We start from the raw sequence: 25,194 nt of genomic DNA on the forward strand, positions 1-25,194 counted from the left end.
GCGTGCGAAAAACTTTTTTTGCAGATCAGAAAAAAACCTTGACTTTGTCGGCGTGTTTCTTTAAATAAACAAATTCTGTTTCGCGATTAATGAAACAAGTGCTGGCGTAGCTCAATTGGTAGAGCAGCTGACTTGTAATCAGCAGGTTGCGGGTTCGAGTCCCATCGCCAGCTCCAGCGAACAGAAAATGGATTACTTGGCTTTAGTACCGTTCTCCCTGGAGGGATTCCCGAGCGGCCAAAGGGAACAGACTGTAAATCTGTCGTCGTACGACTTCGGAGGTTCGAATCCTCCTCCCTCCACCATACAATCATCGGAAGCCGGCAGCAGGTGTGAATCCAGGAGACTTCGGTCGTTTGAACTGGTAAGGATTGTGTTGGGGTGGTTTCCAAATATCTTCATCTGGTAGCGCGGGAGTAGCTCAGTTGGCTAGAGCATCAGCCTTCCAAGCTGAGGGTCGCGGGTTCGAGTCCCGTTTCCCGCTCCAGTTATCGCCCACATAGCTCAGGAGGTAGAGCACTTCCTTGGTAAGGAAGAGGTCTCCGGTTCGAGTCCGGATGTGGGCTCCATTTCATTTCAGCATCACCACAACATAACAGCGTGCAGGTAGACAAAACAAAAGGCAATGAATGAGGAGGGCCTGTTATCATGGCGAAGGCTAAATTCGAGCGTAACAAACCGCATGTAAACATCGGGACGATAGGTCACGTTGACCACGGCAAGACCACTTTGACGGCAGCGATCACGAAGGTATTGGCCGGTAAGGGTCAGGCCGAATTCAAGGCATTCGACCAGATCGACAACGCTCCTGAAGAGCGTGAGCGCGGTATTACGATTGCCACTGCGCACGTTGAATACGAGACGGACAAGCGTCACTACGCCCACGTTGACTGCCCGGGCCATGCCGACTACGTGAAGAACATGATCACTGGTGCCGCGCAGATGGACGGCGCGATCCTGGTCGTGTCCGCCGCCGACGGCCCCATGCCCCAGACGCGTGAGCACATCCTGCTTGCCCGCCAGGTAGGCGTACCCTATATCGTCGTGTTCCTGAACAAGGCCGACATGGTGGACGACGCCGAGCTGCTGGAGCTGGTGGAGTTGGAGATCCGCGAACTGCTGTCCAGCTACGACTTCCCGGGCGACGACATTCCCATCATCAAAGGTTCGGCCCTGCAGGCGCTGAACGGCGAGAAGGGCGAACTGGCCGAGCCGGCCATCATTGCCCTGATGGATGCGGTCGATGCCTACATCCCCGATCCGGAGCGCGCCATCGACAAGCCGTTCCTGATGCCGGTGGAAGACGTGTTCTCCATCTCCGGTCGCGGTACGGTTGCCACCGGCCGTGTTGAGCGCGGTATCGTCAAGGTTGGCGAAGAGGTCGAGATCGTCGGCATCAAGGCCACGGCCAAGACCACGGTTACGGGCGTGGAGATGTTCCGCAAGCTGCTGGACGAAGGTCGTGCCGGCGACAACATCGGTGCGCTGCTGCGCGGCGTGAAGCGTGAGGACATCGAGCGCGGCCAGGTGTTGGCGAAGCCGGGCAGCATCACCCCGCACACCAAGTTCAAGGCCGAAGCGTACGTCCTGACCAAGGAAGAGGGTGGCCGCCATACTCCGTTCTTCAACGGGTACCGTCCGCAGTTCTACTTCCGTACCACGGACGTGACGGGCGTTGCCGAACTTCCCGCGGGTATTGAGATGGTCATGCCGGGCGACAACGTTGCCATGACCGTGAAACTGATCACCCCGATCGCCATGGACGAAGGTTTGCGTTTCGCCATCCGTGAAGGTGGCCGTACCGTTGGCGCCGGCGTCGTCAGCTCGATCATCGAATAATTTCCGAACGCCGCTGCGGTCGTCTCCGGCCGCAGCGGCGTCACTGTTAAAGGAATAGTCAAATGAGAGACATTATTACCCTTTCCTGCACCGAGTGTAAGCAGAAGAATTACACGACCACCAAGAACAAACGGACCAAGCCGGAGAAACTCGAATTCAGCAAGTATTGCCGTTTTTGTCGTAAACACACTCCTCACAAGGAATCCAAATAATCGTTGTTTTCGGGCGTGCAGGCCAGTAGCTCTAACGGCTAGAGCGCCGGTCTCCAAAACCGGATGTTGGGGGTTCGAATCCCTCCTGGCCTGCCATTTTTCCCATCAGCGTTCAGCGAGCGGGAAAACGCCACTGACGGTGGCGTGACACCAAAGACGGTTTGTCGGTCACTACAGGAGCTCACGTGCAAAACGTAAAAACTTTTCTCGAATCGGTTAAGATTGAGCTTGGCAAGGTTACCTGGCCAACCCGTAAGGAAACCGTGGCCACAACCGGCGTTGTGGTCGTCATCATCTTTCTTATCTCGATTTACCTGGGGGCTTGCGATATCGTCCTGGCCAAGCTGATGCGGCTTATACTGGGATAAAGGATTTATTATGTCCAAAAAGTGGTATGGGGTTCACACCTATTCAGGATTTGAAAACAAAGTCAGGCTGAACCTGAATGAACGCATAAAGAACGAAGGCGTGGAGGAGTTTTTCGAAGAGATCCTGATCCCCTCCGAAACCGTCGTCGAGTTGAAAAAGGGTGAAAAGAAAACCTCTTCCCGCAAGTTTTTCCCCGGTTACATCCTCGTCAAGATGGAGCTGACCGACGAGACGTGGCACATTGTGAAGGAAACAGCCAAGGTCACCGGCTTTGTGGGCGGCAACACGCCGTTTCCCATCAGTGATGAAGAAGTGAACAAGATTTCCCGCCGCATGGAAGAGGGCGCTGAAAAACCGCGGCCGAAGGTGCAGTTCGAAGTCGGCGAGACCGTGAGGGTCGTCGATGGTCCCTTCCTCAACTTCTCGGGTATTGTGGAAGACGTCAAGCCGGACAAGGGCAAGTTGCGCGTCACGGTCACGATTTTTGGCCGGGCGACGCCGGTCGAGCTCGAATTCATGCAGGTGGAAAAGAATTAATTCGCGAACAAGCGTCATAATAGAGAAACGGCATTTGTCACACAAAGGAGCACCATAATGGCAAAGAAGATCACAGGCTATATCAAGCTGCAAGTACCCGCCGGCAAGGCTAATCCGTCACCTCCCATCGGACCGGCGCTTGGTCAGCACGGCGTCAACATCATGGAATTCTGCAAGGCGTTCAACGCCAAGACCCAGGCGGACGAAGGTACCATTACCCCGGTCGTCATCACGGTCTACGCCGACCGTTCCTTCACGTTCATCACCAAGACGCCTCCGGTTCCCGTCCTGATCAAGAAGGCGCTGGGCATTGCGAGCGGCTCCGCCGTTCCCAACAAGACCAAGGTCGGCAAACTGACCAAGGCGCAGGTCGAAGAGATCGCCAAGAAGAAGATGCCGGACCTCAACGCCGCTTCCGTGGAAGCCGCCATGAGAACCGTTGAAGGGACTGCCCGCTCCATGGGCGTCGATATCGTCTAGTCACGGGTTTATATATTCAAAAGAACCAGAGAGAGGTTGTATCATGTCGAAGAGCGCGAAAAAGCATACGGCGGCGATGTCTCAGATAGACAGAACCAAGGTGTATCCCCTTGGGGCCGCCCTTGATGTTGTCAAGCAGACCGCCTATGCCAAATTTGACGAAACCGTCGATGTCGCCGTGAAGCTGGGCGTTGACCCGCGCCATGCCGATCAGATGGTCCGTGGGGCGGTTGTGCTGCCCAATGGCCTGGGCAAGAACGTGCGTGTCCTGGTGTTTGCCAAGGGTGAGAAGGAAAAGGAAGCCCTTGACGCCGGTGCAGACTACGTCGGTTCCGACGACCTGGTGGCAAAGATCCAGGGTGGCTGGTTCGAGTTCGATACCGCCATTGCCACGCCGGACATGATGGGTGTGGTCGGCAAGATCGGCAAGCTGCTCGGTCCCCGCGGTCTGATGCCGAACCCCAAGGTCGGCACCGTCACGTTCGAGATCGGGAAAGCGGTTAAAGAGTGCAAGGCCGGTAAGGTCGAGTTCCGCGTCGAAAAGGCCGGTATCGTCCACGCCCCGGTAGGGAAGGTGTCCTTCGACGCCGAGAGCCTCAAGGGCAACGTGCTGGCGCTGGTCGAAGCGCTGGTGAAGGCCAAGCCTTCCGCCGCCAAAGGCACTTATATCAAGAAGATCTCCCTCTCCTCCACCATGGGGGCCGGGATTAACCTCGATATCAGCGAAGTGACGGCACAGATCTAGTCGTCCCGCTGTAACGATTCTGCAGCCAAAGTCAAAGACAGCAGGCGCACGCACAGCTTAATCCGGTGATGCGGCCGGACCTGCCGAGACTTGGGTAACGTAAGGCTCACTCCTTGCGCTTCCTGACTTTGGCCGGGGCTTTGCCCCAGATACCAAAAGAAAGGAGGAAGTCGCTTGAACAAGAATAGCAAGCAGGAACTGGTAACCGAGATGCATGAGCGGCTCACACGCGCCAAGGCGGTCTTTCTGGCCGATTTCCGCGGCATGAGCGTGGGACAGGCCACCAGCCTTCGCAACGAGCTGCGCGGCGCATCCGTCGAGTACAAGGTATTCAAGAATACCCTGCTCGACCTGGCCGCCAAGGGCACGGACGCCGAACCGCTCAGCCCGTATCTGGCAGGGCCGACCGCCGTCGCCATCACGTATGACGATCCGGTCAGCGCCGCCAAGGTGCTCAGCAAATTCGCCAAGGACCCCCAGGGCAAATTCGTCCTGAAGGCCGGCGTTCTTTCCGGCAAACTGCTGGACGTGAAGCAGATCCAGGCATTGGCAGACCTGCCCTCGCGTGAGGTCCTCATCGCCAAGATGCTGGGCTCCATGCAGGCGCCCGCCACCAACTTCGTCGGCGTGCTTGCGGCACTGCCGAGTTCGCTGGTTCGCGCCCTGGACGCCATTCGCGCCCAGAAGGCCGGCAACTAGCCACCCAATTGACAACTACGCTACATTAAACCTATCGGAGGATTATTTACATGGCTATCACCAAGGAAGAAGTAATCAGCTTTATCGAAAATATGACCGTGCTCGAGCTTTCCGAACTCGTTAAGGAACTCGAAGACAAATTCGGCGTGTCCGCTGCCGCTCCGGTTGCCGTTGCCGCTGCTGCCGGCCCCGCTGCCTCTGCCGAGCCCGCTGAAGAGAAGACCGAATTCGACGTCATTCTCAAGGCTGCCGGCGCCAACAAGATCAATGTCATCAAGGTTGTCCGCGCACTGACCAGCCTCGGCCTGAAAGAAGCCAAGGACCTGGTTGACGGCGCCCCCGGCACCGTGAAGACCGGCGTTTCCAAGCAGGAAGCCGAAGATGCCAAAAAACAGCTGGTTGAAGCCGGCGCCGAAGTCGAGATCAAATAGTACGCCGTACCTTAATAGAAATGTAAGCCAAGGTCGCCTTGAGCGGCCTTGGCTTGTGCTGTTTCAACAAATCCCCTCCCGTTCTGGTAGTCTGTAAATCCGGCTAGTTACGCGTTTGCCGGATGCCTTGATGATACTCGCCAAAGGAGAAGCTATGGCTTATTCGATCGCCAATAACCACTTGTTGCGTAAAAACTTTGCCAAGATTAAAAATATCATTGATATTCCCAATCTGATTGACATACAAAAAAACTCCTACCACCGTTTCCTGCAACAGGAGGTTGCACCCGAATCCCGGAAAAACATCGGCCTCGAAGCCGTTTTCAGAAGCGTGTTCCCCATCAAGGACTTCAGCGAGAGCGCGTCGTTGGAGTACGTTTCCTATACGCTCAACAAGCCGAAATACGATGTGGAGGAATGTCATCAACGCGGGATGACCTTTGCTGCGCCCATGAAGGTCAAGGTGCGCCTGGTCATCTGGGAATCCGGCAAGGAAACCGGCGTCAGGGCGATCAAGGATATCAAGGAGCAGGAGGTCTATTTCGGCGAGATTCCGCTGATGACCGATAACGGGACGTTCATCATCAACGGCACGGAGCGCGTCATTGTCAGCCAGTTGCACCGCTCCCCCGGCGTGTTCTACGATCACGACAAGGGCAAGACCCACTCCAGCGGCAAAGTTCTCTACTCGGCAAGGGTGATCCCGTACCGCGGATCATGGCTTGATTTCGAGTTTGACCATAAAGACATTCTCTACGTGCGTATCGACCGCCGGCGCAAGATGCCGGCAACGGTATTGCTCAAGGCCCTCGGCTATTCGGTCGAGCAACTCCTCAACTATTACTACAAGAGCGAAGAGATCTTCATCAACGGCGAGTCCCTCACCAAGGGCATCGATCCCGAACTGCTCACCCTGCAGAAGTCCACGGTGGACGTGGTTGACCCCAAGAGCGGCGAGGTGATCGTCAAGGCCAACCGTAAATACACCAAGGCCTCCATCAAGAAGCTCTCCGAGCACGGCATCAAGACCGTGCCGGTTGCCGCCGACGGCGTCATTGGCCGTTATGCCTCGTCGGACATCATCGACCCCGCCACCGGTGAAGTCCTCGTAGAGTGCAACGAGGAGGTGACCGCCGCCAAATTCGACGAGATCACGGCCCGGGGCGTGCAGAGCTTCAGCGTGCTCTTCATCGACAACCTGCACATCACCTCGTCCTTCCGCGACACCCTGTTGGTGGACAAGGTGGCCAGCACCGACGAGGCGCTGATCGAGATCTACCGCCGCCTGCGTCCGGGCGATCCCCCGACCCTGAAGAGTTCTCTGGCGCTGTTCGACAACCTGTTCTTCAACCCGGAACGGTACGACCTGTCAGCCGTGGGGCGCCTCAAACTGAATTACAAGCTCGGCCTCAAGGTCTGGCCGGATTGCACGGTGCTCAACGCCCCAAGCCAGCTGGCCGTGGAGGACATCCTGAATCCCCAGGAGCTTGTGGCCCGTCTTGCCAAGGGTGAGGACCAGTTCTCCCAGTACCTGATGATGAAGCTTCCCGCGGAACTGGTGAAAACGCTCAAGAAGAGCGACCTTGCCCAGCCGGTGCCCGAAAAGCTGGTGGAGCAGGTGGTCCAGGAATTCAACAACCTCTTCAAGGACCACGACTTCTTCCAGAAGGACGTTTTCGCCCCCATGGCCCTGAGCGCAGCGACCGTCAAACTGTCCGAGGTGATCGACCAGGGCGTGTTCGACGAGAACCGCCGCGCCATTGAGATCCTGCGCCGCAACCGGATGATCTTCGAGGACCTGTACGCCGATCTCATCGCCGCGTCGTCCAAGAACGACATTCTGGAGATCGTCCGGTACCTGATCGACCTGAAAAACGGTCGCGGCACCATCGACGACATCGACCACCTGGGCAACCGCCGGGTGCGCGCCGTGGGCGAACTCCTGGAGAACCAGTACCGCATCGGCCTGGTGCGCATGGAGCGCGCCATCAAGGAGCGCATGAGTCTGCAGGAGGTGGAAAACCTCATGCCCCACGACCTGATCAACTCCAAACCGGTTTCGGCCGTGGTCAAGGAGTTCTTCGGTTCGTCCCAGCTCTCCCAGTTCATGGACCAGACGAATCCGCTGTCCGAGGTTACCCACAAGCGCCGTCTTTCGGCCCTCGGACCTGGCGGCCTGACCCGCGAGCGCGCCGGCTTCGAAGTCCGCGACGTTCATCCGACCCACTACGGCCGCGTCTGCCCGATCGAAACGCCTGAAGGTCCGAACATCGGCCTGATCGCCTCCCTTTCCACCTATGCCCGCATCAACGAGCACGGCTTCGTGGAAACCCCGTATCGCATCGTCCAGGACGGCAAGCTGACCAGCGAGGTCCGCTTCTTCTCGGCCCTGGAGGAGGAGGGGCACGCCATCGCCCAGGCCAACGCCGAGGTGGACAAGAGCGGCCGCTTCGTCAACGACTACGTCTCGGCCCGCAAGAGCGGCGAGTTCATCCTGGTGCATCGCGACGAGATCGAGCTGATGGACGTGGCCCCGAAGCAGTTGGTGTCGGTCGCCGCCGCCCTGATTCCGTTCCTGGAAAACGACGACGCCAACCGCGCCCTGATGGGCTCCAACATGCAGCGCCAGGCCGTGCCCCTGCTGCGGGCCGACTCCCCCCTGGTCGGCACCGGCATGGAGCGGATCGTGGCCAAGGACTCCGGTGTTTCCGTCATCGCCCGCCACAAGGGTGAGGTGGAGTCGGTGGACGCCTCCCGCATCGTCATCAAGATCGACGAGGACGAGCACGACGAAACCGGCACCGGCGTCGATATCTACAACATGATCAAGTTTGCCCGCTCCAACCAGAACACCTGCATCAACAACCGGCCGGTGGTCAAGGTGGGCGACAAGGTCAAGCGGGGCGACGTGATCGCCGACGGCCCCTCCACCGACATGGGCGAGCTGGCCCTGGGCCAGAACATCGTCGTGGCCTTCATGCCGTGGGGCGGCTACAACTACGAGGACTCCATCCTGGTGTCCGAGAAGATGGTGAAGGAAGACCGCTACACCTCGATCCACATCGAGGAGTTCGAGTGCGTCGCCCGGGACACCAAGCTGGGCAAGGAAGAGATCACCGCCGATATCCCCAACCTGGGTGAGGAAACCCTCAAGGACCTGGACGAATCCGGCATCATCCGCATCGGTGCCGAGGTCAGGCCGGGCGACATCCTGGTGGGCAAGATCACCCCCAAGGGCGAAACCCAGCTCTCCCCCGAGGAAAAGCTGCTGCGCGCCATCTTCGGCGAAAAGGCCGGCGATGTCCGCGACACCTCCCTGACCGTACCCCCGGGTGTGGAAGGGACGGTCATCGGCGCCAAGATCTTCTCCCGCAAGGGGAACGACAAGGATGCCCGCACCGAGCTGATCGAAAAGGCGGAAGAGAACAAGCTCCGCAAGGACGAGCAGGACGAGATCCGCATCATCCGCGATTCGGCCATCGGAAAGCTCAAACGCCTCCTGGTGGGCAAGACCCTGGCGGTCAAGCTGGAAGACGGGGAGGGGCTGCTGCTCCTGGCCAAGGGCAAGAAGATCACCGAGGAAACCCTGGACGGCGTGCCGCTGGATCGCTGGGCCGGCATCTCCGTCAGCGACGAAGGGGATACGGACGAGAAGGTAAGCCAGGTGCTGGATACCCTGAACCGCCAGATCGACCTGATTCACAGCGTCTTCGACGATAAGATACAGAAGCTCAAGCGCGGCGACGACCTGCCGCCGGGCGTGATCAAGATGGTCAAGGTCTACATCGCCATCAAGCGCAAGCTGCAGGTGGGCGACAAGATGGCCGGCCGCCACGGTAACAAGGGTGTCGTTTCCCGCATCCTGCCCGAAGAAGACATGCCGTACATGGAAGACGGCCGGCCGGTGGAGATCGTGCTCAACCCCCTGGGCGTTCCTTCCCGTATGAACGTCGGCCAGATCATCGAGACCCATCTGGGCTGGGCGGCCAAGGGTATCGGCTGGAAGATCGAGGAGATGCTGCAGAAGCACCTCTCCGAGGACAATCTCAAGGCATACCTCAAGGACGTGTACGACGACAAGGAACTCACCAAGTTCATCGACACCCTGGACCAGGAAGAGTTGCTGAAGGTCTGCCGCCGTCTGCAGCGGGGCGTTTCCATGGCCTCGCCGGTCTTCGAGGGCGCCTCGGAGGACAAGATCAAGGGGATGCTGCAAAAGGCCGGATTCCATTCCTCCGGCCAGGTCACCCTCTTCGACGGCCGCAGCGGCGAACCGTTCAAGCACAAGGTAACCGTGGGCGTGATGTACTTCCTCAAGCTGCATCACCTGGTTGACGACAAGATCCACGCCCGGTCCATTGGACCCTACAGCCTGGTTACCCAGCAGCCGCTGGGCGGCAAGGCCCAGTTCGGCGGCCAGAGGCTGGGCGAGATGGAGGTCTGGGCAATGGAGGCCTATGGCGCTTCCTACGCACTCCAGGAATTCCTTACGGTCAAGTCCGACGATGTCTCCGGCCGGACGCGGATGTACGAAGCCATCGTCAAGGGCAAGCACACCCTTGAGCCGGGCCTGCCGGAATCCTTCAACGTCCTCATCAAGGAACTCCAATCCCTCTGCCTTGACGTGGAACTGCTGGAAGGGGACGAGGAATAATTACAGATACCTTCGTAGACAGCCGGCCCGGCGTCGTTACGGAGCTTCAGAATAACGGAGGAGAGCAACGTGGAAGATTATTTCAGTTTTTTCGATAAACCAAAAGATCCACTCCACTTTTCAGCTATACGGATATCGGTTTCGTCGCCCGAGAAGATTCGGGAACGTTCCCACGGCGAGGTCAAGAAGCCGGAAACGATCAATTACCGCACCTTCAAACCGGAGCGGGACGGTCTGTTCTGCGCCAAGATCTTCGGTCCCACCAAGGACTACGAGTGCAACTGCGGCAAGTACAAGCGCATGAAGCATCGCGGCATCATCTGCGAAAAGTGCGGCGTTGAGGTTATCCCCTCCAAGGTGCGCCGGGAGCGGCTGGGACATATCGACCTGGCCACCCCGGTGGCCCATATCTGGTTCCTCAAGTCGCTGCCCTCCCGCATCGGCAACCTGCTGGACATCACCCTCAAGGACCTTGAGAAGGTCCTGTACTTCGAGGCGTTCGTCATCAGCGACCCCAAGAACACGCCGATGCAGTTCTGCGAGGTCATGTCGGAGGAGAAATACCTCAAGGCCCAGCAGGAATACGGCAGCGACGCCTTTGAAGGGGGCATGGGGGCCGAAGCCATCCGCAACTGCCTCCGTTCCATCGACCTGGACGAACTGGCGGTGTCGCTCCGTTCCGAGATGATGGAGTCCACCAGCGAGGCGAAGCGCAAAAAGACCGCCAAGCGCCTCAAGGTCGTGGAAGCGTTCAAGTCCTCGGGCAACAAGCCGGAGTGGATGATCCTGGAGTGCATCCCGGTCCTGCCGCCGGAACTGCGCCCCCTGGTGCCGCTGGATGGCGGCCGCTTCGCCACCTCCGACCTGAACGACCTGTACCGCCGGGTCATCAACCGCAACAACCGCTTGAAGCGCCTCTGCGAACTGCAGGCGCCCGAGGTGATCATCCGCAACGAGAAGCGGATGCTCCAGGAGGCGGTTGACGCGCTGTTCGACAACGGCCGCCGCGGCCGCGCCATCGCCGGCCCCAACAAGCGTCCCCTGAAATCCCTGTCCGACATGCTCAAGGGCAAGTCGGGCCGGTTCCGCCAGAACCTCCTGGGCAAGCGCGTCGACTACTCCGGCCGTTCGGTTATCGTCGTCGGCCCCGAGCTGCGGCTGCACCAGTGCGGCCTGCCGAAGAAGATGGCCCTGGAGCTGTTCAAACCCTTCATCTACAACAAGCTGGAAGAGCGCGGCTACGTCACCACCATCAAGAGCGCCAAGAAGATGGTGGAGAAGGAGCGCCCCGAGGTGTGGGACGTGCTGGAAGAGGTCATCAAGGAGCATCCGGTGATGCTCAACCGCGCCCCGACCCTGCACCGCCTCGGCATCCAGGCCTTTGAACCGGTGCTCATCGAGGGCAAGGCCATTCAGCTGCACCCGCTGGTTTGTACCGCCTTCAACGCCGACTTCGACGGTGACCAGATGGCCGTGCACCTCCCGCTCTCCATCGAGAGCCAGGTGGAGGCCCGCGTCCTGATGATGTCCACCAACAACATCCTGTCGCCGGCCCATGGCAAGCCGATCATCGTACCGTCCCAGGACATGGTTCTCGGCGCCTACTACATGACCCGCGATCGCCTGTACGAGCCGGACCCGGACGAAAGCGGCCGCGCCAAGGTCGATCCGGCCACCGGCAAGCTGATGTACCGCAAGGTCAAGGGCACCGGCAAGGTGTTCTCCTCGCCCGACGAGGTGCGCATCGCCTTCGATGCCGGCGAGGTCGATATGCAGGCCAAGGTCCGCGTGCGGATGAAGAACTTCGTGGACGACGAAAAACCGCAATTGATCGATACCACCATCGGGCGGGTCCTCATGCGGGAGATCCTGCCGCCCCAGGTGCCGTTCAGCACGATCAACAAGGTGCTCAACAAGAAGGAACTGTCCAACCTGGTGGACACCTGCTACCGCCTGGCCGACAGCAAGGAAACCGTTATCCTGGCCGACCGCCTCAAGGAGATGGGCTTCCGCTACGCCAACCTGGCCGGCATCTCCATCTGCCTTGACGACATGGTCATCCCGGAAGGAAAGGCGGCCATCATCACCAAGGCCGAGGACGAGGTCAAGGAGATCCAGAACCAGTACACCGAGGGTCTCATTACCGACGGCGAGCGCTACAACAAGGTCATCGACATCTGGGCAAAGGCGACTGAAGACATCGCCAAGGAGATGCTGGACAACCTCTCCAAGGAGAGCTTCATCGTGGACGGGGAGGATATCAAGGAGTCGTCCTTCAACGCCATCCACATGATGGCCGATTCCGGCGCCCGTGGTTCCGCCCAGCAGATCCGCCAGTTGGCCGGTATGCGTGGTTTGATGGCCAAGCCTTCCGGCGAGATCATCGAGACCCCCATTACCGCAAACTTCCGCGAGGGGCTGACGGTTCTCCAGTACTTCATCTCGACCCACGGTGCCCGTAAAGGTCTGGCCGATACGGCGCTGAAAACCGCCAACTCCGGTTATCTGACCCGCCGCCTGGTGGACGTTGCCCAGGATGCCATCATCACCGAGGACGATTGCGGCACCCTGGACGGTCTGGTCGTGTCGTCCCTGACCGAGGGGGGCGAGATCATCGAGCATATCGGCGACCGTATCCTGGGCCGCGTGGCCCTGGACGACATCCTCGACCCGGTTACGGGCGAGGTGTTGGTGGACGCCAACCAGGAGATCGACGAAAACCTGGTGAAGCGGATCGAGGACGCCGGCCTGGAGAAGGTCAAGATCCGTTCCGTGCTCACCTGCCAGAGCCGCCGCGGCATCTGCGCCAAGTGCTACGGCCGCGACCTGGCCCGCGGCCATATCGTCAACATGGGCGAAGCGGTCGGCGTCATTGCCGCCCAGTCCATCGGCGAGCCGGGTACCCAGCTGACCATGCGTACCTTCCACATCGGCGGTACCGCTTCCCGCCATGCCGAGCAGACCTCCCTGGAGGCCCGCACCGATGGTTCGCTCAAGTTCATCAACGTCAACAGCGTTGTGAACAACGAAGGGCACCATATCGTCATGAACCGTAACGGCGAGATCGCCGTCACCGACGAAACCGGCCGCGAACGCGAGAAATACACGGTCGTGTACGGCGCCAAGATCAGGATCGCCCCGGGCGGAGCCGTCAAACAGGGCGACACGCTGGCCGAGTGGGACCCCTACACCATGCCGATCCTCACCGAGGTCGCCGGTAAGGTCAAGTTCGGCGACATCCAGGAAGGCGTTACCATCGAGGAGCAACTGGACGAAGTCACCGGTCTCTCCCGCAAGGTCATCATCGAGACCAAGGATACGGACAAGCGTCCGCGCATCGCCATCAAGGATACTGCCGGCGACGGCAGCGGGACCATCGGCCGCTACTTCCTGCCGGTGGGCGCCAACATCTATGTCCAGGAAGATGCCCTGGTCAGCGCCGGCGACATCATCGCCAAGATCCCCCGCGAGACGACCAAGACCAAGGATATCACCGGTGGTCTGCCGCGCGTCGCCGAGCTGTTCGAGGCGCGCAAGCCCAAGGACTTCGCGGTTATCTCCGAGATCGACGGGCGGGTTACCTTCGGCAAGGATGCCAAGGGCAAGCGCAAGGTCGTCGTTACTCCCGAGGTCGGCGAACCGAAGGAATACCTGATCCCCAAAGGCAAGCACATCAGCGTCCACGAAGGGGACCACGTGCGTGCCGGCGAGGCGCTCATGGACGGTTCTTCGAACCCCCACGACATCCTCCGCGTACTCGGCGTCAAGGAACTGGCCAAGTACCTGGTGGACGAGGTCCAGGAGGTGTACCGTCTCCAGGGGGTCAAGATCAACGACAAGCATATCGAGACCATCGTGCGCCAGATGTTGCGGCGGGTCCGCATCAAAGAGGTCGGCGATACCAACCTGCTGGTGGATGATCAGGTGGAACGCTGGGTCTTCGAGGACGAAAACGAGAAGGTCTTTGCCGACGGCAAGCGCCCGGCCATCGCCGAACCGCTCTTGTTGGGCATCACCAAGGCTTCGCTCTCCACCGAGTCGTTCATCTCGGCGGCTTCCTTCCAGGAGACGACCAAGGTGCTGACCCAGGCCGCCATCGAAGGGAAGGTCGATTACCTGCGCGGCCTGAAGGAAAACGTCATCATGGGCCGCCTCATCCCTGCGGGAACGGGATTGGCGCGCTATCGCCATCTGCGTCTGCAGGCCGAAGCGCAGATGCAGGAGGCGGCACACCAGGAAGAACTGGTGGCTGACCTGTCGGACGACGAACAAGAAGCTGCATAAGTAGTGGATTATGCTGTGATTTGGTGGGGGAGGAGCGTGCCGTGCGCGCGCCTCCCCCACCGCAGCTAATAAAAATGAAGAAATTGTTTTTTTTAATTGACAGGTGCCGTTCGGATGTAGTAAATATACGGACCATTTGAGTTCGCCTGTGTAACAAGGTTCAGCGCAATAGCCATGAATGGAGATGTCGGTAAATTCCGACCCTACACCTATTCCATTCCCTTTCGCTTATTGTCATGTGCGCTGGATCGGTGGCTCGGAACCAAAACCATTGTTGTTGTATTGTTTGTCGGCTGCGCAAGTTTTCCGGCTTGTGCGTAGTGTCCTGTTTTTTTGTGGAAGCGGGCACAATTGGGTTGACATTTGCGTTTAAAATTTGTTAGTTTCACAATTCGCCTCTCGTGAGGGGTGAATCAGTGTGTCTGGATATTTTTGTGCTGGGAGAATAATGCGACTATGCCAACGATTAATCAGTTGATTCGTGAGGGCAGGGAAAAGAAGAAGGACAAATCGACGGCGCCTGCGCTGAAGTGCTGTCCCCAGAAGCGTGGCGTTTGCACGAGGGTTTATACGACTACCCCGAAAAAGCCGAACTCGGCTCTTCGTAAGGTTGCCAGGGTGCGTCTGACCAACGGGATTGAGGTTACCTCCTATATTCCGGGTGTCGGTCACAATCTTCAGGAGCACTCCGTTGTCCTGATTCGTGGCGGCAGGGTCAAGGACCTTCCGGGTGTTCGTTATCACATCGTTCGTGGCACTCTTGACTCGGTCGGCGTGAAGGACCGCAAGAAGAGCCGCTCCAAGTATGGGGCCAAGCGTCCGAAATAGATATTTGACCTGATTTGCTGAGGGGATAGATATGCCAAGAAGAAGAGAAGTACCCAAAAGAATCATTCTGCCGGACCCGAAATACAGCGACAAGGTGGTTGCCAAGCTGATCAATACGTTGATGCTGGCTGGCAAGAAGAGCGTTGCCGAGTCGATCCTGTACGGTGCGCTCGATCTGGTTGCCCAGCGGAGCAACGAAGAGGCTCTCAAGGTGCTCAAGAAGAGCCTCGACAACATCAAGCCGATGCTGGAAGTCAAGTCGCGCCGTGTTGGCGGTTCCACCTATCAGGTGCCCATCGAGGTTCGCCCGGATCGCCGCATGTCTCTGGCCATGCGCTGGCTGATCAAGTACTCGACCGCCCGCAGCGAAAAAAACATGAAGGACAAGCTTGCCGGCGAAATCCTCGACGCCTACAACAACAGGGGCGCCGCCGTCAAGAAGCGTGAAGACGTTCACAAGATGGCCGAGGCCAACCGCGCTTTCGCCCATTATCGTTGGTAATCATTCAACAGCATCACTTTTTTGGAGGATTTTGTGCCCCGCTTATCACCGCTTGAACAATACAGAAATATTGGGATCATGGCTCACATCGACGCCGGCAAGACGACGACGACCGAGCGCATCCTTTACTATACCGGTGTTTCTCACAAGATTGGTGAAGTGCACGAGGGTACTGCCACCATGGACTGGATGGAGCAGGAGCAGGAGCGTGGCATCACGATCACCTCTGCTGCGACCACCTGTAACTGGAAAGATTGCCGCATCAACATCATCGACACCCCGGGCCACGTGGACTTCACCATTGAGGTGGAGCGCTCCCTGCGTGTTCTCGACGGCGCGGTCGCGGTATTCTGTTCGGTTGGCGGCGTCGAGCCCCAGTCCGAAACGGTCTGGCGTCAGGCCGACAAATATCATGTACCCCGCATCGCCTTCATCAACAAGATGGACCGTATCGGCGCGGACTTCTTCCGCGGCGTGCAGATGATCAAGGATCGGCTCAAGGCCAATCCGCTCCCGATTCAGCTTCCGGTCGGCAAGGAAGAGAATTTCAAAGGCGTCATCGACCTGGTCACCATGAAGGCCATCATCTGGGAAGAAGAGGCCCTGGGCGCCAAGTTCCACGAAGAAGAGATTCCGGCCGACCTGCTTGAAGAGGCCAGGGAATATCGTGAGAAGATGATCGAGGAGATCTCCAGTCACGACGATGCGCTCATGGAGAAGTACCTGGGCGGCGAAGAGCTGACCGAGGCCGAGATCAAGGCTGCCATCCGTTCCTGCACCATCAACATCCAGATCTGCCCGGTCATTTGCGGTTCCTCGTTCAAGAACAAGGGCGTGCAGAACCTGCTCGACGCGGTCGTGGATTACATGCCTTCTCCGCTGGACATCCCCGCCATCAAGGGTATCGATGTGGACAGCGGTGAAGAGGTGGATCGCAAGGCGTCCGACGCCGAGCCGTTTTCCGCCCTCGGCTTCAAGATCATGACCGACCCGTTCGTCGGCCAGCTGACCTTCTTCCGCGTCTATTCCGGCGTGGTTGCCGCCGGGTCCTATGTCTACAACTCGACCAAGGGCAAGAAGGAGCGCATCGGCCGCATCCTGAAGATGCACGCCAACAAGCGCGAAGAGATCAAAGAGGTCTATGCCGGCGATATCGCCGCCGCAGTCGGCCTGAAATATACCACGACCGGCGACACCCTCTGCAATGAGGACAACCAGGTCATCCTCGAATCCATCGAGTTCCCGGAGCCGGTCATCTCCATCGCCATCGAGCCCAAGACCAAGGCTGACCAGGAAAAGCTGGGCATCAGTCTGGCCAAGCTCGCCAGCGAAGACCCTTCCTTCCGCGTCAAGACCGACGAGGAAACGGGTCAGACCATCATCTCCGGCATGGGCGAGCTGCACCTGGAGATTATCGTGGACCGTCTGATGCGTGAATTCAAGGTCGAGGCCAACGTGGGCAAGCCCCAGGTCGCGTACCGCGAAACCATCACCAAGAAGGTCAAGGTGGAAGGCAAGTTCGTCCGCCAGTCCGGTGGCCGCGGCCAGTACGGCCATGTCTGGCTCGAGGTCGAGCCGCAGGAAGCCGGCAAGGGCTTTGAGTTTGTCGATGCCATCAAGGGCGGTGTCGTGCCCCGCGAATACATCCCCGCCGTTGGCAAGGGCGTGCTGGAAGCCTGCGATAACGGTGTCCTGGCCGGCTTCCCGGTGGTGGACGTCAAGATCACCCTGATCGACGGTTCCTACCACGAGGTTGACTCTTCGGAAATGGCGTTCAAGATCGCCGGTTCCATGGGCTTCAAGGAAGGCTGCGCCAAGGCCGGCCCCATTATTCTCGAACCGATCATGTCGGTGGAGGTCGTTGTCCCTGAAGAGTACATGGGTGACGTCATCGGCGACCTCAACTCCAAGCGCGGCCGCATCATGGGCATGGATTCCCGTGCCGGCGCCCAGGTCGTGACCGCCATGGTGCCGCTGGCATCCATGTTCGGCTACTCCACGGACCTGCGTTCCGCTACCCAGGGGCGCGCCACCTACACCATGACGTTCGATCACTACGAACCGGTACCCAAGTCGGTTGCGGATGATATAGTCGCAAAAGTAAAAGGTTAATCAATTACGTTACCAACATTTCTCTGAGGAGGGCCTGTTATCATGGCGAAGGCTAAATTCGAGCGTAACAAACCGCATGTAAACATCGGGACGATAGGTCACGTTGACCACGGCAAGACCACTTTGACGGCAGCGATCACGAAGGTATTGGCCGGTAAGGGTCAGGCCGAATTCAAGGCATTCGACCAGATCGACAACGCTCCTGAAGAGCGTGAGCGCGGTATTACGATTGCCACTGCGCACGTTGAATACGAGACGGACAAGCGTCACTACGCCCACGTTGACTGCCCGGGCCATGCCGACTACGTGAAGAACATGATCACTGGTGCCGCGCAGATGGACGGCGCGATCCTGGTCGTGTCCGCCGCCGACGGCCCCATGCCCCAGACGCGTGAGCACATCCTGCTTGCCCGCCAGGTAGGCGTACCCTATATCGTCGTGTTCCTGAACAAGGCCGACATGGTGGACGACGCCGAGCTGCTGGAGCTGGTGGAGTTGGAGATCCGCGAACTGCTGTCCAGCTACGACTTCCCGGGCGACGACATTCCCATCATCAAAGGTTCGGCCCTGCAGGCGCTGAACGGCGAGAAGGGCGAACTGGCCGAGCCGGCCATCATTGCCCTGATGGATGCGGTCGATGCCTACATCCCCGATCCGGAGCGCGCCATCGACAAGCCGTTCCTGATGCCGGTGGAAGACGTGTTCTCCATCTCCGGTCGCGGTACGGTTGCCACCGGCCGTGTTGAGCGCGGTATCGTCAAGGTTGGCGAAGAGGTCGAGATCGTCGGCATCAAGGCCACGGCCAAGACCACGGTTACGGGCGTGGAGATGTTCCGCAAGCTGCTGGACGAAGGTCGTGCCGGCGACAACATCGGTGCGCTGCTGCGCGGCGTGAAGCGTGAGGACATCGAGCGCGGCCAGGTGTTGGCGAAGCCGGGCAGCATCACCCCGCACACCAAGTTCAAGGCCGAAGCGTACGTCCTGACCAAGGAAGAGGGCGGCCGCCATACTCCGTTCTTCAACGGATACCGTCCGCAGTTCTACTTCCGTACCACGGACGTGACGGGCGTTGCCGAACTTCCCGCGGGTATTGAGATGGTCATGCCGGGCGACAACGTTGCCATGACCGTGAAACTGATCACCCCGATCGCCATGGACGAAGGTTTGCGTTTCGCCATCCGTGAAGGTGGCCGTACCGTTGGCGCCGGCGTCGTCAGCTCGATCATCGAATAAAACGTTACGAGGATATCAATGCAGAGCCAGAAGATCAGAATCCGCCTTAAGGCATATGACCACAAGTTGCTGGACGTTTCGGTAGGCGAAATCGTTGAAACGGCGAAAAGGACCGGAGCCCGCGTGGCCGGACCGATCCCGCTGCCGACGACCATCAATAAGTACTGCGTTCTCCGTGGACCGCACGTTGATAAAAAGTCCCGGGATCAGTTTGAAATTCGGACCCACAAACGTCTGATCGACATTCTCGATCCTACGCAGCAGACCGTGGATGCCCTGATGAAACTGGACCTGTCCGCCGGTGTGGACGTTGAAATCAAACTGTAACGGATAATACGACTGAATAGGAATGGCTATGAAGAAAGGTATCATCGCAAAAAAACTGGGCATGACCCAGATATTCCTGGAAGACGGCACCAAGGTTCCGGTTACGGTTGTTCAGGCTGGCCCCTGCGTCGTCGTTCAGAAAAAAACCACCGATAGCGATGGTTATACGGCGGTTCAGATTGGTTTCGAGCAGGTGAGCGCCGCCAACACCACGAAGCCCCTCCTGGGGCATTGCACGAAAGCCGGCCAGGGCGTCTTCAGGTACCTGCGCGAGTTCAAACTCGAGAACGCCGCCGAGCTGAATGTTGGCGATACCCTTACCCTCGATCAGTTTCAGCCCGGCGATTATGTGGATGTTACCGGGACCAGCATCGGCAAAGGTTTCCAGGGCGTCATCAAGCGCTGGAACTTCAAGGGTGGTCGTGCTTCCCACGGTTCGCGCTTCCACAGGGCGCCCGGTTCCATCGGCGCTTCCGCCACCCCTTCCCATGTCTTCAAGAACAAGAAGATGCCGGGGCAGTTGGGCAACGAACGTGTAACCGTGCAGAGACTCCAGGTCGTACGTGTGGTTTCTGCCGATAACCTGCTGTTGATCAAGGGGGCGATCCCTGGCCATGCCAACAATATCGTCCTCATCAAACAGAGTGTCAAAGCTTAGTAATCAATCGGGAGTAACAGTATGCCTTCGATAGCGGTTTATAACATGAACAAACAGCAGGTGGGCGAGGTGCAGTTGCCGGACGCAGTCTTCGGCACCGAGGTGAAGGAGTATCTCATTCACCAGGCACTCCGTATCCAGCTTGCCAACAGACGAGCCGGGACCGTGGCGGTAAAGAACCGCGCGGCCGTTTCCGGCGGCGGCAAGAAGCCTTTCAAACAGAAAGGCACCGGCAATGCCCGTCAGGGCTGCAGCCGGGCCCCTCAGTATCCGGGTGGTGGCGTTGCCTTCGGTCCGCAGCCCAAGACCTATAACCTGAGCATGAACAAGAAAGCCCGTGCCGCCGCACTCTGTTCGCTCCTTTCGTTCCAGTACAAGAGCGAAAGCATCACGGTGCTCGACAAGCTCGATTTCGACAAGATCTCAACCAAGGATTTTGCCGGCTTCATGCAGCGGTTCGAACTTGAGAAGTCCCTGATCGTCACCGATAGCCCAAGCAATAATCTCTACCTTTCTGCGCGGAACGTACCGCATGTCAAGCTTTTGAAAGTGAGCGCCCTTAACGTTCACGACATGCTGAAGTACAAGAACATCATCTTCACGCAGGATGCGGTTCAGACCGTTGAAGGAGCGTTGCAGAAATGAACATTTACTCCATTATTAAAAAGCCTCACGTCACGGAGAAGACCTCGCTTGGCAGCGATACCTCCAATACGGTTTCCATCGTCGTTGACAGGGATGCCAACAAGATTGAGATCAAACAGGCTGTCGAAACGCTCTTCAAGGTCAAGGTCGACGATGTCCGCACCGTCAACGTGGCCGGCAAGGTCAAGCGCGTCGGCAAGAATTTCGGCAAGCGTTCCAACTGGAAAAAGGCCTATGTGACCCTCCAGAAGGGTCAGTCCATAGATTTTTTTGAGGTTTAATTACTAGTATTCGGGGTTCACAATGGGAATCAAGAGTTATAAACCAACATCGGCAGGACGCAGACACCAGACCTGCTCGACTTTTGAAGAGATTACGACAACAACGGCTGAGAAGTCCCTTCTCGTTTCGCTGCGGAAGTCGGGCGGCAGAAACGCGCTGGGTCGTGTTACCGCACGTCACATCGGTGGCGGCCACAAGCAGAAATATCGCATCATCGACTTCCGTCGTGACAAACGCAATATACCGGCCACGGTGGCGAGCATCGAGTATGACCCGAACCGTAGTGCGCGCATCGCGCTTCTGAACTACGTCGACGGCGAGAAGCGCTACATCCTGGCGCCGCTCAACCTCAAGGTGGGCGATACGGTCATCAGCGGTCCCGAGGCCGACATCAAGCCGGGCAACTCTCTGCCGCTCCGCGCGATACCGCTGGGTACGATCATCCACAACATTGAGCTCAAGATCGGCAAGGGCGCACAGCTGGCCAGAAGCGCCGGTACCTTTGCCCAGCTCATGTCCAAGGAAGGCAAGTATTCCCAGATCAAGCTGCCGTCGGGCGAGGTGCGTCTGATCCTCCAGGATTGCTATGCCACCATCGGCCAGGTCGGCAACATCGACCATGAGAACGTCAACGTGGGCAAGGCCGGTCGTTCGCGCTGGCTCGGCAAACGCCCCAAGGTCCGTGGTGTCGCCATGAACCCGGTTGACCATCCCCATGGCGGTGGCGAAGGCCGCACCTCCGGCGGTCGTCACCCGGTAACCCCCTGGGGTATCCCCACCAAGGGCTACAAGACCAGGACCAACAAGTCTTCCGATCGCTTCATTGTGAAGAAGCGTACCAAATAATACGTTGAGAGGCTGATACATCATGGCACGTTCAATAAAAAAAGGACCTTTCGTAGATGGGCACCTGATCAAAAAGGTGCAGACAGAAGGGCCCAACTCGAAAAAAATCATCAAGACATGGTCGCGTCGCTCAACCATTACGCCTGATTTTATCGGCCTCAGTCTTGCCGTCCACAATGGCCGCAAGTTCATTCCGGTCTTCGTGACCGAGAATATGGTCGGCCATAAGCTGGGTGAGTTTGCACCTACGAGAACGTTTCACGGCCATGCCGCCGACAAGAAGAGTAAAGTCAAGAAGTAATCAGGGGAGTTTGAAATGGAATCCAGCGCAAAATTGACACTTGCACGACTTTCGCCTCGTAAGACTCGCCTGGTGGTGGATCTTGTCAGGGGCAAGGCAATACAGGATGCACTCAATACGTTGCGTTTTCTTCCGCAACCTTCAGCCAAGCTTATTTCCAAGCTGCTGACGTCTGCGGTTGCCAATGCAGAGCAGAAGGGTGTCTCCGACGTTGATAAGTTGTTTGTGAAGACCATATACGTCGATGGCGGCTCCGTGTTGAAGCGTTTTACGCCGCGCGCCATGGGGCGTGCCAGCAAGATTCGCAAACCGACCAGCCACATAGCGGTTACTCTTTCCGATACGAAATAGTTTTTCCTGGAGGTGTAGTTTGGGACAAAAAGTTAATCCGATAGGTTTCAGGCTTGGTGTCGTTAAAACATGGGACTCCAAGTGGTATGCGGAAGCTGACTATGCAAAGCATCTGCATGAAGACCTGGCAATTCGGAAATTTCTGAAAAAGCGCCTGTACAATTCCGGCGTTTCCAAGATTGAAATCGAACGTGCGGCCAACAAGACCAAGATCAACATCCACACCGCACGGCCGGGCCTGATCATCGGCAAGAAGGGCTCCGAGGTCGAGACGATCAAGAAGGATCTGGCCAAGCTGACTTCCAAGGAAGTGTTCATCAATATCCACGAAGTCCGCAAGCCTGAACTGGATGCCCAACTGGTGGCCGAGAACGTGGCCCTCCAGCTTGAGCGTCGGATCGCCTTCCGCCGCGCCATGAAGAAGAGTGTGACGTCCGCACTCAAATTCGGGGCCAAAGGAATCAGGATCACCTGTTCCGGGCGACTCGGCGGCGCTGAAATGTCCCGCACCGAATGGTATCGTGAAGGCCGCGTTCCCCTGCATACTCTGCGTGCAGATATCGATTACGGGTTCGCAGAAGCCAAGACGACCTACGGCATCATTGGAATCAAAGTTCTGATCTTTAAGGGTGAAATCCTCCCCGGTCAGTAACATCCTTATTTTGCGCTACAGGAGTATGCATCAATGTTAATGCCTAAAAGGGTAAAACATAGAAAACAGATGAAGGGCCGTATGACCGGCAAGCCGTGTCGCGGTATCGAACTCTCCTTCGGCGAGTTCGGCCTGCAGGCAACCGAATGCGGTTGGGTGGACTCCCGTCAGATTGAGGCAGCCCGTATCGCCATGACCCGCTACGTCAAAAGGGGTGGCAAGATCTGGATCCGCGTGTTTCCGGACAAGCCGTTGACCGCGAAGCCCGCCGAGACCAGGATGGGCAAGGGTAAAGGTTCGCCCGATTCCTGGGTATGTGTTGTCAAGCCGGGAACCGTTCTTTATGAAATGGAAGGTGTCAGCGAGGAGATTGCCCGCGAGGCGCTTCGACTTGCCGCTCATAAACTGCCCGTTTCCACCAAGTTCATAACCAGGGGAGGCGACCATGAAGCCTAATGAGTTGCGCAATCTGTCGGCCGACGAGCTGTCGAAGAAGCAGGGTGAACTCACCCAGGAACTGTTCAACCTCACGTTCCAGCTGCACACCGGCAGGCTCGAAAATACCGCCAAGCTGAAGACTATCCGCAAAGATATTGCCCGGATCAGCACTATTATTACCGAGAGCAAGGCATAGGGAGCAACTGATGAGTGAACGTGGCCACAGAAAAACACAGTTGGGTGTCGTGGTGAGCGACAAGATGGAGAAAACGGTTGTCGTCAAGGTTGACCGTCTTGTAAAGCACCAACTTTATAACAAATATATCAAGCGCAGCGTGAAGTACAAAGTCCATGACGAGCAGAACGTCTGCAAGGTCGGCGACCGCGTTCAGATCATCGAATGCCGCCCCTTGAGCAAGGACAAGCGCTGGAGCCTGAAGCAGATCATCGAAAGCATCTCTTAGGACAGGGGTACCGAGTAATGATACAGATGCAATCAATACTGGATGTAGCCGATAATTCAGGTGCCAAGAAGCTCTTTTGCATTAAGGTGCTTGGCGGCTCGAAACGTAAATATGCCGGGGTAGGCGACATCATTGTGGCCTCCGTCCGCGAGGCTCTGCCTAACTCGAAGGTGAAAAAGGGCGATGTGGTCAAGGCGGTTATCGTCAGGACCGCAAAAGCGCTTGGCCGCCCCGATGGTTCATATATTCGTTTCGACGATAATTCCGGCGTCGTCATCAATAACCAGAAAGAGCCTGTGGGAACGCGTATCTTCGGCCCTGTTGCCAGGGAGCTGCGCGCAAAGAAATTCATGAAGATCATTTCCCTCGCACCGGAAGTACTTTAATCTGAATCGGAGAACGTAGATGCAAGCCATGAAATCTCATGTCAGCAAGGGCGATACGGTGATGGTTGTTGCCGGCAAGGAAAAGAACAAGACCGGCAAGGTTCTCAAGCTGCTGCCCAAAAAGAATGGTGTGATCGTTGAGGGGCTCAACCTTGTCAAGCGTCATGTGAAGGCACGCGGCAACGAGGCGGGCACCATCAAGGAGAAAGAAGCCGCGATCCACATCTCCAATGTCATGCCCTATTGTCCCAAGTGCGCCAAGCCTGTCAGGACCCGCCATACGGTACTGGAAAATGGCGAAAAACAACGGAACTGCGTTAAATGCGGCGCTTCCATTGAGAAATAGTTCGAAGGAGATACCATTACCATGGCCCGTATAAAGGAATTGTATGATAACGAAATCATTGCCAAGCTGCGCAAGGATTTCAATTATAAGAACATAATGGAAGTTCCGCGCATCGAGAAGGTCGTTGTCAATATGGGCCTTGGTGAAGCTATCCAGAACGTCAAGATCCTTGACTCCGCAACCGCCGAGTTGAACGCCATTACCGGACAGAAATCGGTTATCACCAAAGCCAAGAAGTCCATCGCGACCTTCAAGCTGCGCCAGGGCATGCCGATCGGCTGCATGGTGACCCTGCGCCGGGACCGCATGTACGAATTCCTGGACCGGCTCATGAACGTAGCGCTTCCCCGGGTTCGCGACTTCAAGGGCGTTTCCGGCAAAGCCTTCGACGGCAAGGGTAATTACACCCTTGGCATCAAGGAGCAGCTCATCTTCCCTGAAATCAGCTATGACACCATTGACAAGATCAAGGGTATGAATATAACGATCGTAACAAGCGCCAAAACCGACGAGGAAGGCAAAGCGCTTCTCAAGTACCTGGGCATGCCGTTCAGGAACTAAGATAACTGGAGG

At 57.6% G+C, this 25,194-nt stretch carries 28 protein-coding genes and 5 tRNA genes; all 33 read left to right on the plus strand.

Annotation, left to right across the window (positions count from 1 at the left end; all coding sequences use genetic code 11):
• The first annotated feature begins 100 nt into the window (after positions 1 to 100).
• The 33 genes from FO488_RS06895 (at position 101) to rplE (ending at position 25,182) form a co-directional block, all read left to right on the plus strand.
• Positions 101 to 176: transfer RNA gene (locus FO488_RS06895), tRNA-Thr, on the plus strand.
• A gap of 43 nt (positions 177 to 219) precedes the next feature.
• Positions 220 to 305 (plus strand) — tRNA-Tyr (locus tag FO488_RS06900).
• 105 nt (positions 306 to 410) lie between these two features.
• Positions 411 to 487: transfer RNA gene (locus FO488_RS06905), tRNA-Gly, on the plus strand.
• A 6-nt stretch (positions 488 to 493) separates the two neighbouring features.
• Positions 494 to 569 (plus strand) — tRNA-Thr (locus tag FO488_RS06910).
• 79 nt (positions 570 to 648) lie between these two features.
• On the plus strand, positions 649 to 1,839 hold the full coding sequence (gene tuf, locus FO488_RS06915; protein WP_149209878.1) for an elongation factor Tu: 1,191 nt from the start codon (positions 649 to 651) through the stop codon (positions 1,837 to 1,839).
• A gap of 62 nt (positions 1,840 to 1,901) precedes the next feature.
• Positions 1,902 to 2,051 carry a 50S ribosomal protein L33 gene (rpmG, locus tag FO488_RS06920; protein WP_149209879.1) on the plus strand — a complete coding sequence of 50 codons (150 nt, stop codon included), beginning with the start codon at positions 1,902 to 1,904 and terminating at the stop codon, positions 2,049 to 2,051.
• Positions 2,052 to 2,070: 19 nt separating this feature from the next.
• Positions 2,071 to 2,147 (plus strand) — tRNA-Trp (locus tag FO488_RS06925).
• Between the two features lie 89 nt (positions 2,148 to 2,236).
• Positions 2,237 to 2,419 carry a preprotein translocase subunit SecE gene (gene secE, locus FO488_RS06930; RefSeq protein ID WP_149209880.1) on the plus strand — a complete coding sequence of 61 codons (183 nt, stop codon included), beginning with the start codon at positions 2,237 to 2,239 and terminating at the stop codon, positions 2,417 to 2,419.
• A gap of 10 nt (positions 2,420 to 2,429) precedes the next feature.
• Positions 2,430 to 2,957, plus strand: coding sequence for a transcription termination/antitermination protein NusG (nusG, locus tag FO488_RS06935; protein ID WP_149209881.1), 528 nt, complete (start codon positions 2,430 to 2,432; stop codon positions 2,955 to 2,957).
• Positions 2,958 to 3,014: 57 nt separating this feature from the next.
• Complete coding sequence (rplK, locus tag FO488_RS06940) at positions 3,015 to 3,437, plus strand: 50S ribosomal protein L11 (RefSeq protein WP_149209882.1); 423 nt, start codon at positions 3,015 to 3,017, stop codon at positions 3,435 to 3,437.
• A 43-nt stretch (positions 3,438 to 3,480) separates the two neighbouring features.
• The gene (rplA, locus tag FO488_RS06945) at positions 3,481 to 4,182 is read left to right on the plus strand and encodes a 50S ribosomal protein L1 (protein ID WP_149209883.1); all 702 of its coding nucleotides are present in this window, start codon (positions 3,481 to 3,483) and stop codon (positions 4,180 to 4,182) included.
• Positions 4,183 to 4,356: 174 nt separating this feature from the next.
• Positions 4,357 to 4,881: a 50S ribosomal protein L10 gene (gene rplJ / locus FO488_RS06950; RefSeq protein WP_149209884.1), complete on the plus strand. Its 525-nt coding sequence runs from the start codon at positions 4,357 to 4,359 to the stop codon at positions 4,879 to 4,881.
• 50 nt (positions 4,882 to 4,931) lie between these two features.
• On the plus strand, positions 4,932 to 5,312 hold the full coding sequence (gene rplL / locus FO488_RS06955) for a 50S ribosomal protein L7/L12 (protein ID WP_149209885.1): 381 nt from the start codon (positions 4,932 to 4,934) through the stop codon (positions 5,310 to 5,312).
• A 154-nt stretch (positions 5,313 to 5,466) separates the two neighbouring features.
• Entirely contained in the window at positions 5,467 to 9,966 is a 4,500-nt protein-coding gene (gene rpoB / locus FO488_RS06960; RefSeq protein ID WP_149209886.1) for a DNA-directed RNA polymerase subunit beta, read from the plus strand.
• Between the two features lie 69 nt (positions 9,967 to 10,035).
• Entirely contained in the window at positions 10,036 to 14,250 is a 4,215-nt protein-coding gene (rpoC, locus tag FO488_RS06965) for a DNA-directed RNA polymerase subunit beta' (RefSeq protein WP_149209887.1), read from the plus strand.
• 456 nt (positions 14,251 to 14,706) lie between these two features.
• A complete protein-coding gene (gene rpsL / locus FO488_RS06970) occupies positions 14,707 to 15,078 on the plus strand; it encodes a 30S ribosomal protein S12 (RefSeq protein ID WP_149209888.1) in 372 nt (123 codons plus the stop codon).
• A gap of 31 nt (positions 15,079 to 15,109) precedes the next feature.
• Positions 15,110 to 15,580: a 30S ribosomal protein S7 gene (gene rpsG, locus FO488_RS06975; protein ID WP_149209889.1), complete on the plus strand. Its 471-nt coding sequence runs from the start codon at positions 15,110 to 15,112 to the stop codon at positions 15,578 to 15,580.
• Between the two features lie 33 nt (positions 15,581 to 15,613).
• Complete coding sequence (gene fusA / locus FO488_RS06980; protein WP_149209890.1) at positions 15,614 to 17,692, plus strand: elongation factor G; 2,079 nt, start codon at positions 15,614 to 15,616, stop codon at positions 17,690 to 17,692.
• Positions 17,693 to 17,734: 42 nt separating this feature from the next.
• The gene (tuf, locus tag FO488_RS06985) at positions 17,735 to 18,925 is read left to right on the plus strand and encodes an elongation factor Tu (RefSeq protein ID WP_149209878.1); all 1,191 of its coding nucleotides are present in this window, start codon (positions 17,735 to 17,737) and stop codon (positions 18,923 to 18,925) included.
• Between the two features lie 18 nt (positions 18,926 to 18,943).
• Positions 18,944 to 19,252, plus strand: a complete 309-nt coding sequence (gene rpsJ / locus FO488_RS06990) for a 30S ribosomal protein S10 (protein WP_149209891.1) — start codon at positions 18,944 to 18,946, stop codon at positions 19,250 to 19,252.
• A gap of 28 nt (positions 19,253 to 19,280) precedes the next feature.
• On the plus strand, positions 19,281 to 19,910 hold the full coding sequence (gene rplC, locus FO488_RS06995) for a 50S ribosomal protein L3 (RefSeq protein WP_149209892.1): 630 nt from the start codon (positions 19,281 to 19,283) through the stop codon (positions 19,908 to 19,910).
• Between the two features lie 21 nt (positions 19,911 to 19,931).
• Positions 19,932 to 20,555: a 50S ribosomal protein L4 gene (gene rplD, locus FO488_RS07000; protein WP_149209893.1), complete on the plus strand. Its 624-nt coding sequence runs from the start codon at positions 19,932 to 19,934 to the stop codon at positions 20,553 to 20,555.
• Positions 20,552 to 20,836 carry a 50S ribosomal protein L23 gene (locus FO488_RS07005; protein WP_149209894.1) on the plus strand — a complete coding sequence of 95 codons (285 nt, stop codon included), beginning with the start codon at positions 20,552 to 20,554 and terminating at the stop codon, positions 20,834 to 20,836. Before rplD ends, FO488_RS07005 begins: the two co-directional genes overlap by 4 nt.
• 22 nt (positions 20,837 to 20,858) lie before the next feature.
• Positions 20,859 to 21,683: a 50S ribosomal protein L2 gene (gene rplB, locus FO488_RS07010; RefSeq protein ID WP_149209895.1), complete on the plus strand. Its 825-nt coding sequence runs from the start codon at positions 20,859 to 20,861 to the stop codon at positions 21,681 to 21,683.
• Between the two features lie 22 nt (positions 21,684 to 21,705).
• Positions 21,706 to 21,984 (plus strand): 30S ribosomal protein S19, encoded by a 279-nt coding sequence (rpsS, locus tag FO488_RS07015; RefSeq protein WP_149209896.1) that lies wholly within the window; start codon positions 21,706 to 21,708, stop codon positions 21,982 to 21,984.
• Positions 21,985 to 21,999: 15 nt separating this feature from the next.
• Complete coding sequence (gene rplV / locus FO488_RS07020; protein ID WP_149209897.1) at positions 22,000 to 22,335, plus strand: 50S ribosomal protein L22; 336 nt, start codon at positions 22,000 to 22,002, stop codon at positions 22,333 to 22,335.
• A gap of 19 nt (positions 22,336 to 22,354) precedes the next feature.
• Entirely contained in the window at positions 22,355 to 22,987 is a 633-nt protein-coding gene (rpsC, locus tag FO488_RS07025) for a 30S ribosomal protein S3 (RefSeq protein WP_149209898.1), read from the plus strand.
• 33 nt (positions 22,988 to 23,020) lie between these two features.
• Positions 23,021 to 23,443, plus strand: a complete 423-nt coding sequence (gene rplP, locus FO488_RS07030; RefSeq protein ID WP_149209899.1) for a 50S ribosomal protein L16 — start codon at positions 23,021 to 23,023, stop codon at positions 23,441 to 23,443.
• Positions 23,433 to 23,621, plus strand: a complete 189-nt coding sequence (gene rpmC / locus FO488_RS07035) for a 50S ribosomal protein L29 (RefSeq protein WP_149209900.1) — start codon at positions 23,433 to 23,435, stop codon at positions 23,619 to 23,621. The genes rplP and rpmC overlap by 11 nt, the downstream gene beginning before the upstream one ends.
• A 10-nt stretch (positions 23,622 to 23,631) precedes the next feature.
• Positions 23,632 to 23,889, plus strand: coding sequence for a 30S ribosomal protein S17 (gene rpsQ / locus FO488_RS07040; RefSeq protein ID WP_149209901.1), 258 nt, complete (start codon positions 23,632 to 23,634; stop codon positions 23,887 to 23,889).
• Between the two features lie 17 nt (positions 23,890 to 23,906).
• Positions 23,907 to 24,275 (plus strand): 50S ribosomal protein L14, encoded by a 369-nt coding sequence (gene rplN, locus FO488_RS07045; RefSeq protein WP_149209902.1) that lies wholly within the window; start codon positions 23,907 to 23,909, stop codon positions 24,273 to 24,275.
• Between the two features lie 19 nt (positions 24,276 to 24,294).
• Positions 24,295 to 24,621, plus strand: a complete 327-nt coding sequence (gene rplX / locus FO488_RS07050; protein WP_149209903.1) for a 50S ribosomal protein L24 — start codon at positions 24,295 to 24,297, stop codon at positions 24,619 to 24,621.
• Between the two features lie 21 nt (positions 24,622 to 24,642).
• Complete coding sequence (gene rplE / locus FO488_RS07055; protein ID WP_149209904.1) at positions 24,643 to 25,182, plus strand: 50S ribosomal protein L5; 540 nt, start codon at positions 24,643 to 24,645, stop codon at positions 25,180 to 25,182.
• The last annotated feature ends 12 nt before the right edge of the window (positions 25,183 to 25,194 follow it).

Source organism: Geobacter sp. FeAm09, from assembly GCF_008330225.1.
Lineage (GTDB): Bacteria > Desulfobacterota > Desulfuromonadia > Geobacterales > Pseudopelobacteraceae > Oryzomonas.

Coding starts and splice junctions, on each gene's coding strand:
- tuf (WP_149209878.1), top strand. CDS start 649: ATGGCGAAGGCTAAATTCGAGCGTAACAAACCGCATGTAAACATCGGG.
- rpmG (WP_149209879.1), top strand. CDS start 1,902: ATGAGAGACATTATTACCCTTTCCTGCACCGAGTGTAAGCAGAAGAAT.
- nusG (WP_149209881.1), top strand. CDS start 2,430: ATGTCCAAAAAGTGGTATGGGGTTCACACCTATTCAGGATTTGAAAAC.
- rplK (WP_149209882.1), top strand. CDS start 3,015: ATGGCAAAGAAGATCACAGGCTATATCAAGCTGCAAGTACCCGCCGGC.
- rplA (WP_149209883.1), top strand. CDS start 3,481: ATGTCGAAGAGCGCGAAAAAGCATACGGCGGCGATGTCTCAGATAGAC.
- rplL (WP_149209885.1), top strand. CDS start 4,932: ATGGCTATCACCAAGGAAGAAGTAATCAGCTTTATCGAAAATATGACC.
- rpoB (WP_149209886.1), top strand. CDS start 5,467: ATGGCTTATTCGATCGCCAATAACCACTTGTTGCGTAAAAACTTTGCC.
- rpsL (WP_149209888.1), top strand. CDS start 14,707: ATGCCAACGATTAATCAGTTGATTCGTGAGGGCAGGGAAAAGAAGAAG.
- rpsG (WP_149209889.1), top strand. CDS start 15,110: ATGCCAAGAAGAAGAGAAGTACCCAAAAGAATCATTCTGCCGGACCCG.
- tuf (WP_149209878.1), top strand. CDS start 17,735: ATGGCGAAGGCTAAATTCGAGCGTAACAAACCGCATGTAAACATCGGG.
- rpsJ (WP_149209891.1), top strand. CDS start 18,944: ATGCAGAGCCAGAAGATCAGAATCCGCCTTAAGGCATATGACCACAAG.
- rplC (WP_149209892.1), top strand. CDS start 19,281: ATGAAGAAAGGTATCATCGCAAAAAAACTGGGCATGACCCAGATATTC.
- rplD (WP_149209893.1), top strand. CDS start 19,932: ATGCCTTCGATAGCGGTTTATAACATGAACAAACAGCAGGTGGGCGAG.
- FO488_RS07005 (WP_149209894.1), top strand. CDS start 20,552: ATGAACATTTACTCCATTATTAAAAAGCCTCACGTCACGGAGAAGACC.
- rplB (WP_149209895.1), top strand. CDS start 20,859: ATGGGAATCAAGAGTTATAAACCAACATCGGCAGGACGCAGACACCAG.
- rpsS (WP_149209896.1), top strand. CDS start 21,706: ATGGCACGTTCAATAAAAAAAGGACCTTTCGTAGATGGGCACCTGATC.
- rplV (WP_149209897.1), top strand. CDS start 22,000: ATGGAATCCAGCGCAAAATTGACACTTGCACGACTTTCGCCTCGTAAG.
- rplP (WP_149209899.1), top strand. CDS start 23,021: ATGTTAATGCCTAAAAGGGTAAAACATAGAAAACAGATGAAGGGCCGT.
- rpmC (WP_149209900.1), top strand. CDS start 23,433: ATGAAGCCTAATGAGTTGCGCAATCTGTCGGCCGACGAGCTGTCGAAG.
- rpsQ (WP_149209901.1), top strand. CDS start 23,632: ATGAGTGAACGTGGCCACAGAAAAACACAGTTGGGTGTCGTGGTGAGC.
- rplN (WP_149209902.1), top strand. CDS start 23,907: ATGATACAGATGCAATCAATACTGGATGTAGCCGATAATTCAGGTGCC.
- rplX (WP_149209903.1), top strand. CDS start 24,295: ATGCAAGCCATGAAATCTCATGTCAGCAAGGGCGATACGGTGATGGTT.
- rplE (WP_149209904.1), top strand. CDS start 24,643: ATGGCCCGTATAAAGGAATTGTATGATAACGAAATCATTGCCAAGCTG.